Here is a 10,705-nt window from a genome sequence, read left to right as displayed (position 1 = left end):
CTGAAAGGAGGTGACCCACATGGGCAATCGACGCAGGGGCAAACGGAAAAAAGGTTCCCGCGGCAACGGGAACCGGAGCACAGGTACACAAACCACCACCATCAGTGTACCAGACGTGCCTGTGCCCGCGCCAGCCCCTGTGTCCTCAGACATCTGGGACGGCGTCACGGTGGCCGATGTGCGCGACCTGGTGCACCGCTATGGCCACTGGGGGCTGCGATTCCCAGCCAAGGTTGTGATCAAACTGCTCGACGAAATCGAGCGATTGGAGGGACAGGCATGCACAAGTTCTATGTTGGACAACCCGTCATCATCGGCACGCACGCCCAGCACTCGGTAGGTTGCTGTGGACGTGTAGTCAAGGTCGGCAAGCACAAATGCCTTGTGCACATCGACGCCAATGGTGGATACACGAGGGAATTTGACAAGGGCGTCCTGACGCCGAAAGACATAGCTGTCACCAATCCCGAAGCTACCATCCAGCGCTGGCTGGACAAGCTGCTCGCCGAGGCAAAACAAGCTCGGGCAGTCACGCGGTAACTGCGAAACAAGGAGGATGTGTACATGATCACGATTACCATCGACAACCCAATTGTCGAAAACGCCGCAATTGTCGCACTCGCGAACGCGATCCAAGGCACTCAGTCATCCACGGCAACTGTGAAGACCTTGACCGATCAATCCACTGCGCACCAGACGGCCCAGATCGTCGCGGACAAGGCGATGCAAAACCTCAGGGCAAAGGCGCCTGCTGCTGACAGCACGCAAACTACGCAAACACGCGGTCGGCGCAGAGCTGATGTCGAGCACATGGACTCGGACGCCGCGGAGGAGGAAGTCGAACAGGGAACTGCGCAGCAACCGGAGACCGAGGTCGATACGCCTGCCGCGCCTGAATCGTCCGGCGATATCCCTTCTGTTGTCGAGCTGCGAGCTGTCGCGCAGACGAAGGGAGCAACGCCCGAGGGCAAAAAGGCGATTAAGGAACTGCTCAACGAATTTGGGAGCCGGTCCATCTCGGAAGTCCCAGAGGACAAGCGGGCTGACTTCCTTGCACGGTTGGAGGCGCTATGAGCCAGGCAACACATGCTGAACGTTCACATGCCCTCCTGAGCGCTTCTAAGGCAGCCCAATGGATCAACTGCCCACCTAGTGCTCGGTTGCAGGAGGGGGTACCCGATAGACGCAGTCCGGACGCAGAGCGGGGGACATGCGCGCACGAATTGGCGGAAGTGAAACTCCGCCAGCGACTCACAGTCTGCGACGCGCAGATGCGAGATGAACTCGACGCAAGGCTAAAGACCATTCAAGCCAACGAGTTTTACGACAAAGAGATGGAAGAGACTATACAGACATACGTCACGTTTGTCGAGGAGGAATTTCTTCGCGCCAAGTCCCGTTCAGTCGACGCAGTGCTTCTCCTGGAGGAGCAATTGGACTTCAGCGAATGGGTCCCTGAAGGCTACGGGACCGGGGACGTCATCATCATCGCGGACGGCACGTTGACCGTGATCGACCTCAAGTACGGGGTAGGCGTCCCGGTAAGTGCGGTAGGCAATCCGCAGATTCGCTTGTACGGCCTTGGCGCATGGGCGGCCTACAATTGGCTGTACGACATTCAGGAAGTACGTTTGGTGATTGCTCAAGTCCGATTGGATCGGATCACAGAGGATACCGTCTCAGTCCAGGAGTTGCTTGAATGGGCGGACAACGTGGTCAAACCTGCTGCCGCTCTGGCCTTCGCCGGAGAGGGCAATTTCAAACCGGGCGAACACTGTCGATGGTGCAAGGTCAAGGCAACATGTCGAGCGCGTGCGGAGGAGAACATGAAAACTCTCACCTACGAGTTTCGTGATCCAGCGCTTCTGAGCGATGAGGAGATAGGCTCGATCCTGTTCGTCGCTCAACAGCTCAAGGAGTGGGCGAAAGACGTGGAAGAGTATGCGTTCGAACAGGCCAAACAAGGCCACCGGATTCCGCAGTGGAAGCTGGTCGAGGGGCGGAGCAACCGCAAAATTACCGATGCGACCGAAGCTACACGTCGATTGGTGGATGCAGGATACGACCCGGACACCATAGCACCGCGCTCGCTGCTAGGCGTCGGGAAGCTAGAGAAGCTTCTCGGCAAGGGACGACTTCAGGATTTGCTCCATGACATCGTGGACAAGCCTCCGGGTGCACCCACTTTGGTGCCGGAAACAGATCCGCGTCCCGAGTTGAACAGCATCGCTGATGATTTTGCAGATGAACATTTCGACGCGTGACTTGAAAGAAAGGGGATACGCAAGTGGCAAAAGACATTTCGACCAAGTTGATTACTGGAAAGGTTCGTCTCTCGTACGCGAATATTTGGGAGCCTCGCCCCGATAACAACGGAAACCTCAAATACAGCTGCGCGATTTTGATCCCAAAGTCCGATAAAGAGACGCTGCGCAAGTATAAGGCCATCATCGATGCCCTGAAGGCGGAAGCAGAAGCTAGGTATCGCGGGAAACTGCCGGCGAATTTCAAGTTTCCCTTGCACGACGGAGACGAGGAACGACCGGACGATCCCAATTACGCGGGCCACTATTTCATCAATGCCTACTCCAACACGAAGCCGGGTATCGCCAAACCTGCGGGCAAGGACGCGAATGGGAAGACAAAGTTTCAAGAGATCACGGATAGTACAGAAGTTTACAGCGGTTGCTACGCCAGGGTGAGTCTCAACTTCTATCTCTATGACAACCAGAGCAAGGGGATCGGTGCTGGGCTCAACAACATCGTCAAGGTTCAAGATGGTGAACGGTTGGCCGGAACACCGAGCGTCGAGCAGGATTTCGCGGATGAGGAGTTCGACGATCTCGATGATTATGGCGATGAAGATTTTCTGGCGTAAGTTCGGCGAGCAGGGGACGGTCTTACTGTCCCCTGCTCATGAAGGGAGTACCTTCCCGTGAAAGTCATGACGATTGACGTCGAAACGTATTCCAGCGTGGATCTGAAACAGTGCGGCGTGTATCGGTATGTCGAAGCCCCCGACTTCGAGATTCTCCTCTTCGCGTATGCCTACGACGACGAACCGGTGCACGTGGTGGATTTGGCAAGTGGAGAACCATTGCCCGAACAAGTTTTTCAAGATCTTACGCATCCGGGTGTGCTCAAGACCGCATTCAACGCAAATTTCGAGCGGGTGACCATAGGCAAGCACTTTGACATTTACTGCGATCCATCTCAATGGCGATGCACGGCTGTACACGCTCTGGCGCTAGGTCTCCCAGGGCATTTGGACGGTGTTGCTCAAAGATTGAAGCTCGAGGCGCAAAAGGATGCTCGCGGTAAAAACTTGATCAAGTACTTTTCGATGCCCTGCAAGCCGACCAAGGCGAACGGGGAGCGCACACGTAACTACCCGCGCCACGACCCGGAGAAGTGGGAAACGTACAAGGCTTACAACATGCAGGACGTCGTCGTGGAGCGCGAAATCCGCAAGAAGCTGAGCCGCTTCCCGTTGCCTAATCACGAGTGGCAACTCTGGGCGCTCGACCAACGGATTAACGACCGGGGCGTACGGCTGGATCCAGAACTGTTTCGGCAGGCGATCGCGTGTGATGACCAGTATCGGAGCCGGCTGGAACAAGAGGCACGGGAACTGACTGAATTGGACAACCCGAATAGTCTCGCACAGTTGAAAGCCTGGCTGGCTGAACGCGGGCTAGAGACGCCGGATGGACTGGGCAAAGATCAGATGCCGGCACTCCTCGACGCAGCGCCAGACGAGGAGACGCGCCGAGTGCTCGAGTTGCGGCAGGAGATGAGCAAGACCAGCGTAGACAAGTACCACGCCATGGCGCGCAGCATGTGCGCCGACGAACGGGCGCGGGGACTTCTCCAGTTCTGCGGGGCCAATCGGACGTGGCGATGGGCAGGTAGGTTGATACAAGTCCAAAACCTGCCCCAAAACAAGCTCGAGGACCTATTCGTTGCACGAGATGTGCTGAAGAACGGTGATTTTGAACTGCTCGAGTTGTTGTTCGGGCCGCCACCGTTTGTGCTCAGTCAGCTTATCCGCACAGCTTTTGTGCCGAGCCCGGGAAACCTGCTCGTAGTCGCCGACTTCAGCGCCATCGAGGCGCGCGTCATCGCTTGGCTGGCCGACGAGCAATGGGTACTGGACGTCTTCCGAGGACACGGCAAAATCTACGAGGCCACCGCGTCCCAGATGTTTAAGGTGCCGTTCGAGACCATCGTCAAAGGCCATCCGAACTACGCACTGCGGGCGAAAGGTAAAGTAGCGACGTTGGCCTGTGGATATCAAGGCGGCCCCAACGCCCTCGCGGTCATGGACTCAAAGAAGGAGATCAACCCGGACGAATATCCGCGTCTCGTCAAGCAGTGGCGCGAAGCCAACCCCAACATCGTCAGGCTTTGGTTTGCGGCTGAGGACGCTGCCATTACGGCAGTGAGGGAAAAAACAACCGTCAAGCTCGCGCATGGTGTGCAGTACCGCTACGAAGCCGGAGTGCTGTTTGCCGACTTACCGAGCGGGCGAAGTCTCGCGTACGTCAGCCCACGGATCAAACCGGATCCGAACTTCGACAAGGACGGTCTGGTGTACGACGGAATGGACCAGGTCAAGAAAAAGTGGATGTCACATCGCACATACGGGGGGCGCCTGGTCGAGAATCTTGTGCAAGCCATCGCGCGGGACTGCCTGGCTGTGAGCATGACGCGCCTGGACGAAGCAGGATACGACATCGTAATGCACGTCCACGACGAAGTCGTGCTGGACGTACCGAAAGAGCGTGCCGACCTCGACGCCGTGACGTCGATCATGGACCAACCGATCCCGTGGGCTCCGGGGCTGCCGCTGAGGGCGGACGGATTCGTCACGGAGTTTTATCGAAAGGACTGACTCGAGTGGCGTACTTAGAGGATGACGAAGCGATTACCGTCGGTATGCGCGTGGTGGCGGTGGATCGATAGTGATGCTCGATTTAGGGTATCGAGAGAGCTTCTGGCTCGACAACCTGCAGTCGATTGAGATTGAACTGCCGCTGAACGCGGGATGATTCATGACGGAATTTCAGTGGGAGGACTGACTATTATGAGTAGTCAACTATGGCAAACCACGCTTGAGTCGATCCAACGGACTCAGGACGAGATCAAACGCCTGCGAAGTGAACTCGAACCGTTCGCCGGAATGCCCCGCGCCAGATATACAGCGCTTCGCGAAATAGCGGCAGAACGAGCTCACCAAGACCAGCTGTGGGATGAGCAAGACCCAGGCCACCTCTATGGCGTTTTGTACGACAAATACAGCGAACTGCTGGGTCAGGCGGTCAAAGGCGATTACGCGAACGTACGCCGCAAAGCGGTAGAAATTGCGGCTGCAGCTACGGCGCTCGTCGAGACATTGGATCGATGGTCCGCACCGAAGGATACAGTTCCGGACAAGCCCAACGACCCTGTCAACCATCCAAGCCACTATCTCACAGGCGGCATCGAGACCATTGACTTCATTGAAGCCAAACTTGGCGCAGAGCGTTTCGAGGGTTACTGCATTGGAAACGCGCTCAAGTACCTGTCTAGGTATCAGCACAAGGGCGGCAGAGAAGACCTGCAAAAGGCTGTCTGGTACATCCAACGCGTGATTGAAGGAAAGGGGAATTGACATGACCACAACGTCAGAAAAAGTGACGATTCAAGTTACCAAACCCGTTGTCGACGCGCTCAAAACTGTAGCGCGTCTCACGCCAAAGCGCTCATCATTTGTCGCGTACGAGCATGTGCGCGTAACCGCTGAGGGCAACGACCTTACCCTCGAGGCAGCGAGCAGCGAGATGTACTACCGTCGCACGATATACGTGCCGGACATGCACATCCCGACACCGGTGTCCGCAGTCTTCCATCGCGACGTATTGCTTAGCGCGAAAGCGCCCACGACGTTGGTGTTGGGCGTCCAGCCCAAAATCGGCGCCATGGCGCTCGTACCAGCCGTACTACCCGACGACTTCCCAGGTGAACCGCCAGAGGCAGCGAGCGAAGTTATCAACTGCGACGCGGACTACTTCCACGCGCTCGAGCGGGCGGCGATATCCGCGGCAAAAACCGAAAGCCGCCCCGTGTTGACGGGTATCTACCACCGAGGGGATGCCCTCTTTTCGACCGATGGTCTACGCGCGTACTGGGCGACGCTTAATGTGTCCTGGCCACAAGATCTGATTCTGCCTGCGACCTACGCCGCAACTCTTCACAGGTTGTTCGACAAAAGCGGGGCGTACATGGGGTGGAACGACGACTACATCTGGTACCGGGCCAACGGACAGAAGATGGCCATCCGACGCATCCACGGCACCTATCCAGACGTGCAGCGAGTATTCCCGACTATGCCGAAAGCTGAAGGAGCACTACAGAACTGTCAAGCATGGCTAGACGCTTTAGATGAGGTACTTACTTTATACAAGTTGAACAAGCGAGAGCTCAAGAACACTCGCAACACGGAGGGACAAATCCTTCTCGAGGGCAGTGGCGATACCGCAGTCATCTCGGCACGCATGCTCGGCAGTGAAGTTCGTAAGGAACTTCCTTTTGTGACTAATGGGTCGATCAGCATCCGTCTCAACGCCCACTATCTAAAGGACGCCATCGAACAACTCGCGGACGACCCATCCTTTGTATTTTACGGATCCGACAGCCCTTTTTTGTTGCAGCAGGGGCACCGCAAAGCACTTGTGTCACCCATTCTGATGAGGTGAAAGCGGCATGTCTACAAGGACGTACAAGGCGATCGTTAATGACAAGGAGATTACGACACGGGTATTGCGTCCCGCGTCTAAGCCTATCATCCCAGTGTCATCTACTGAAAGCATCAAAATCATCGAGGCCAAACCTCTCAAGATGCACAGAGGACTGCCTACAGTAGTCGAGCTGACCTACAGCGACGGTGCGCAGGTGCATGTACTCGAGTACGTGCTCCGGCATCCGAATCAAGGCAAAACAAGTTCACGAAAGCACGTGGTGGACAAGCCATGACGCGTCGCGCTTACTACAACACAATCACCGGTACCCCGGTCCCGCTGGCGGACCGGGAACGTGCCGCCAAAAGACCCGGCGATATGGTGGTGTACCAAATGAGTCAAGACGAGATGCAGAGCTATCTCGAAGAGCGATATGGCAAGAAAGCCGCAGCAGCGAAGCCGGCACCGACCCGCGAGGAATATCTCCAGCGTCGACTGGACGGCGAAACGCGGTCACAGGCACTCAAAGGGCTCTTCAATTCGACCAGTCAGGGCTATCTCGCGCTCGACCGATGGGGACTGCGGGACCTGAAAGCAGAAGAAGCCGAGCTGGATGCGCTACGAGGCGAGATCATCGAGGTGTTGGATGAGGCAGCGCCAACCGTGGAGGTCGAGACCGAGGCGCATACGGCAGCGTCGCAGACCACAGAGCACGACACGTCGACACATCCGCTCACCTTCACACTCGTCTGCCACGAAGACATCGCGCGGACCGTCTTGGAAGCACTCATCGAAGACGTGCACGTCACAGCTCGCAGCAAAGGTTGGCATGAGACCGATACGCCACTGCCCATCCACTTGGCGCTCATCCATAGCGAGGTGAGCGAGGCGCTGGAGGCAGACCGTAAAGGCGAAGGGGTTGACAATGTCGCCGAAGAGCTCGCGGATGTGGTGATTCGGACGTTTGATACGGCCGCAGCACACGGTATCGACCTAGCTGGCGCGTTATTGACCAAGATGGCGAAAAACAAGACACGAGCGTACCGGCACGGCGGCCGGAGGTATTGATAGGGAGGTCGTATGGATGCAAGACCTGAGCCACATCATCGACGAATACATCACAGCTGAGCCGCCGGAACCGAAGATCATCTGCCGATGTGAACAGTGTGAAGCGGACATCCACGCAGGCGATGAGGTGATCGCGAGCAACGACGATGTTCTGTTCTGCGACGTGGACTGTTTTTGGCGCTATTACGGGGCACGACTCGTCATTGCAGGCGCATGACACAACAATGCCGCCAGCTCCACCTACGCTGGCGGCCACGACAGCCACGTGTGCTGCCCTACCTTGCACCAATATGATACCCATTTTACGAAAAACATGCAAAGAGGTGGATCTGATGAAAGTCTACATATCTGGGCCCATGTCGGGGCTACCGGAATACAACTTCCCGGCGTTCTTTCGTGCGGCGGATGCCATCCGACAACAAGGGGACGAACCGATCAATCCAGCGGAGGGAGCGCCGGAAGGGTGGACGTGGGAGCAGTACATGCGCCGGGCGCTTCGAATGCTCCTCGATGCCGATGCTGTCGTAATGCTGCCGGGGTGGCAGCAGTCCCAAGGCGCGCGGTTAGAGTACGTGATCGCACAACAGCTGGGGATGCCGACGACGTTTTTGGAGGACGGACGGTGAGAAGTACATGCGGGAACTGGATATCAGCTTTGGCAAGCACCGCGCCGATACGAACTGGAAGCCTGAGTTCCTGACGTGGGATGAGTTTGTGGACAAGCTCCACAAGGTCCGGCGTACAGCCGAGACGATGGCACAGTACGACAAGATGAGCAATATCGCCAGGGGCAAAATCAAGGACGGCCCCGCCTTTGTGGGGGGCCTTGTCCGCGGTGGCAGGCGCAAGAAGGAGAACATCGACACGCGCAGTCTCATAACGCTCGATGTGGATCACGCGGACGACGATTTCTTGTTCGCGGCCGACCTGGTGCTGGCCGGTACAGCGTACGTGATTTACTCGACACACAGCCACCGGCCGACGAAGCCGAAATACCGTCTCATCGTGCTCCCCGACCGCAACATGAGCCCGGACGAGTACGCGGCCGTCAGCCGAAAGGTCGCCGAGCAAATCGGCATGGCGTACTTCGACAAGACGACGTTTGACGTGCATCGGCTCATGTACCTGCCGAGCTGCAGCAAGGACGCGGAGCCGGTGCTCGAGATATTCGAGGGGGAGCCGCTGTCGGTTGATTCACTGCTGGCTGAATACGACGACTGGCGCGACCCGCTCCAGTGGCCGAGGCACGCAGATGACAAGGTACTCAGACAGACGGCGAAGCGCATGGAAGACCCGAGAGCTAAGCAGGGCGTCGTCGGCGCGTTCTGTCGTTGTTACTCCATCTCTGAGGCCATCGCCGAGTTTCTCCCGGACGTCTATGAGCCGGTGGACGACAGTTTAACTCGTTACACGCATATCGGCTCAACCGGTCACGGGGGCCTTGTGGTGTACGACGATGACACGTTCGCCTACTCGCATCACGAGAGCGACCCCGTGAGCGGTCGCGAGGTGAATGCGTTTGATCTGGTGCGGATACATAAATTCGGCCATCTCGACGACCGGGCGAGTGAGAAGACGAACATCACGAAGCTGCCCAGTTACACCGCCATGCTCGCATTCGCGGTGAACGACAGCCGTGTGGCGCGCGAGAGGCTTGCGGAACTGTCGCAGGATTTCGCCTCCGAGGTGGCAGCAACCGGCGAATCAGATGACCCGGAGGATGACAGCTGGATCGACCTCCTGAAGAAAAATGAGAAGACCGGTCTGCCACTGCCGACATCCAGCAACGTAGAGATCATCCTATCCCACGGAGCATGGGCTGGGACATTGGCGTATGACGCTTTTGGCAACACCGAAGTGATCCGTAAGGACTTGCCATGGCGGAAACGAGAACGCCCTAACGAGGACTATGAACCGTGGTTGGCTTCCGACGATAGGCGTCTACTGCATTGGTTCGGGAAGCGATATGAGATCAAGTCCAGCAGCGTCATCCAAAATGCGTTTACGGAAGTCGCGCACGCCAATCGATTTCATCCGATTTTGGAGTATCTGGAGGCACAAGAATGGGACGGTAAGCCGAGGGTAGACAAGATCTTCGTGGACTATTTGGGCGCGGATGATACCCCATACGTGCATGAGGTCACGCGAAAAATGCTGCTTGCAGCTGTCAAACGCCTTTATGAGCCAGGGTGCAAATTCGACTACATGCTTGTATTGGTGGGGCCGCAGGGAGCCGGCAAGAGTACCATCATTCAGATGCTGGCGCAGCGATGGTTCAGTGACTCGCTGAAGACGTTTGACACCAAGGAGGCGGGGGAACACCTGCAATCGGCGTGGATTTTCGAATTCGGCGAGCTAGCGGCGATGTCGAAGGCCGAAGTGGACGAGATCAAGCAGTTCATTACCAAGCGTTCAGACAAATACCGAGTTGCCTATGATCGCGTTGTAACGGACTTTCCGCGCAAATGCGTGTTCTTTGGAACGACGAACAACTGGAATTTCTTAAAGGACCCAACAGGAAATCGACGTTTTTGGCCGGTTGCCGTTGATCCAGAGAAACGCACAAAAAGCGTATTTACCGATTTGACGGAGTATGAAATTGGTCAGATATGGGCCGAAGTCGTCACGTTGTACCGAAATGGTGAAGAGCTCACACTGTCCCCCGACATAGACCGTCAGGCAGCCATCGTGCAAGGGCTACACATGGAGGATGATCCACGGATCGGTCTCATCCAGGAGTGGCTGGAAACGCCAGTCGAGGACGAATGGGGAGAAGAATCGTCCGGACAATTGCGGAATCGCGTTTGTGCGTCACAAGTGTGGGTAGAGTGCCTTGGGAATAAAAAAGGCTCTATGCGCCCATGGGAAGCCCGTGAAATTTGTGACATCCTGCGACGCATACCTGGATGGAGGGAACG

The 10,705-nt window shown here is 56.7% G+C and carries 12 protein-coding genes; all 12 read left to right on the top strand.

Annotated elements, in window-relative coordinates:
- Positions 1-19: 19 nt before the first annotated feature.
- Positions 20-340, top strand: a complete 321-nt coding sequence (locus tag QMF38_RS08860; protein ID WP_281759209.1) for a hypothetical protein — start codon at positions 20-22, stop codon at positions 338-340.
- A complete protein-coding gene (locus QMF38_RS08855) occupies positions 280-540 on the top strand; it encodes a hypothetical protein (protein ID WP_281759208.1) in 261 nt (86 codons plus the stop codon). Before QMF38_RS08860 ends, QMF38_RS08855 begins: the two co-directional genes overlap by 61 nt.
- Positions 541-564: 24 nt before the next feature.
- Entirely contained in the window at positions 565-1,074 is a 510-nt protein-coding gene (locus QMF38_RS08850) for a hypothetical protein (RefSeq protein WP_281759207.1), read from the top strand.
- Positions 1,071-2,264: a DUF2800 domain-containing protein gene (locus QMF38_RS08845; RefSeq protein WP_281759206.1), complete on the top strand. Its 1,194-nt coding sequence runs from the start codon at positions 1,071-1,073 to the stop codon at positions 2,262-2,264. Before QMF38_RS08850 ends, QMF38_RS08845 begins: the two co-directional genes overlap by 4 nt.
- A 23-nt stretch (positions 2,265-2,287) precedes the next feature.
- Complete coding sequence (locus QMF38_RS08840; RefSeq protein ID WP_281759205.1) at positions 2,288-2,878, top strand: DUF2815 family protein; 591 nt, start codon at positions 2,288-2,290, stop codon at positions 2,876-2,878.
- A gap of 57 nt (positions 2,879-2,935) precedes the next feature.
- Positions 2,936-4,894 (top strand): DNA polymerase, encoded by a 1,959-nt coding sequence (locus QMF38_RS08835; RefSeq protein WP_281759204.1) that lies wholly within the window; start codon positions 2,936-2,938, stop codon positions 4,892-4,894.
- A 192-nt stretch (positions 4,895-5,086) separates the two neighbouring features.
- The gene (locus tag QMF38_RS08830; RefSeq protein WP_281759203.1) at positions 5,087-5,653 is read left to right on the top strand and encodes a DUF3310 domain-containing protein; all 567 of its coding nucleotides are present in this window, start codon (positions 5,087-5,089) and stop codon (positions 5,651-5,653) included.
- A gap of 1 nt (position 5,654) precedes the next feature.
- Positions 5,655-6,737 carry a hypothetical protein gene (locus QMF38_RS08825; RefSeq protein ID WP_281759202.1) on the top strand — a complete coding sequence of 361 codons (1,083 nt, stop codon included), beginning with the start codon at positions 5,655-5,657 and terminating at the stop codon, positions 6,735-6,737.
- A gap of 273 nt (positions 6,738-7,010) precedes the next feature.
- Positions 7,011-7,787 carry a nucleoside triphosphate pyrophosphohydrolase family protein gene (locus tag QMF38_RS08820; RefSeq protein WP_281759201.1) on the top strand — a complete coding sequence of 259 codons (777 nt, stop codon included), beginning with the start codon at positions 7,011-7,013 and terminating at the stop codon, positions 7,785-7,787.
- 16 nt (positions 7,788-7,803) lie between these two features.
- A complete protein-coding gene (locus QMF38_RS08815; RefSeq protein ID WP_281759200.1) occupies positions 7,804-8,004 on the top strand; it encodes a hypothetical protein in 201 nt (66 codons plus the stop codon).
- Positions 8,005-8,119: 115 nt separating this feature from the next.
- Positions 8,120-8,413, top strand: a complete 294-nt coding sequence (locus QMF38_RS08810) for a DUF4406 domain-containing protein (protein ID WP_281759199.1) — start codon at positions 8,120-8,122, stop codon at positions 8,411-8,413.
- Between the two features lie 7 nt (positions 8,414-8,420).
- Positions 8,421-10,705, top strand: a 2,285-nt coding sequence (locus QMF38_RS08805; RefSeq protein WP_281759198.1) for a virulence-associated E family protein, incomplete at its 3' end; no start/stop codon positions are given.

The organism is Alicyclobacillus hesperidum subsp. aegles (assembly GCF_027923525.1).
In the GTDB taxonomy this organism is placed as follows: Bacteria; Bacillota; Bacilli; order Alicyclobacillales; family Alicyclobacillaceae; genus Alicyclobacillus; species Alicyclobacillus aegles.
This window is presented reverse-complemented; position numbering and strand designations above follow the sequence as displayed.

Bases quoted from the DNA above. Each gene is read 5' to 3' on its own strand.
- QMF38_RS08810 (WP_281759199.1), top strand. From the start codon at position 8,120: ATGAAAGTCTACATATCTGGGCCCATGTCGGGGCTACCGGAATACAAC.
- QMF38_RS08860 (WP_281759209.1), top strand. From the start codon at position 20: ATGGGCAATCGACGCAGGGGCAAACGGAAAAAAGGTTCCCGCGGCAAC.
- QMF38_RS08855 (WP_281759208.1), top strand. From the start codon at position 280: ATGCACAAGTTCTATGTTGGACAACCCGTCATCATCGGCACGCACGCC.
- QMF38_RS08815 (WP_281759200.1), top strand. From the start codon at position 7,804: ATGCAAGACCTGAGCCACATCATCGACGAATACATCACAGCTGAGCCG.
- QMF38_RS08820 (WP_281759201.1), top strand. From the start codon at position 7,011: ATGACGCGTCGCGCTTACTACAACACAATCACCGGTACCCCGGTCCCG.
- QMF38_RS08825 (WP_281759202.1), top strand. From the start codon at position 5,655: ATGACCACAACGTCAGAAAAAGTGACGATTCAAGTTACCAAACCCGTT.
- QMF38_RS08850 (WP_281759207.1), top strand. From the start codon at position 565: ATGATCACGATTACCATCGACAACCCAATTGTCGAAAACGCCGCAATT.
- QMF38_RS08845 (WP_281759206.1), top strand. From the start codon at position 1,071: ATGAGCCAGGCAACACATGCTGAACGTTCACATGCCCTCCTGAGCGCT.
- QMF38_RS08830 (WP_281759203.1), top strand. From the start codon at position 5,087: ATGAGTAGTCAACTATGGCAAACCACGCTTGAGTCGATCCAACGGACT.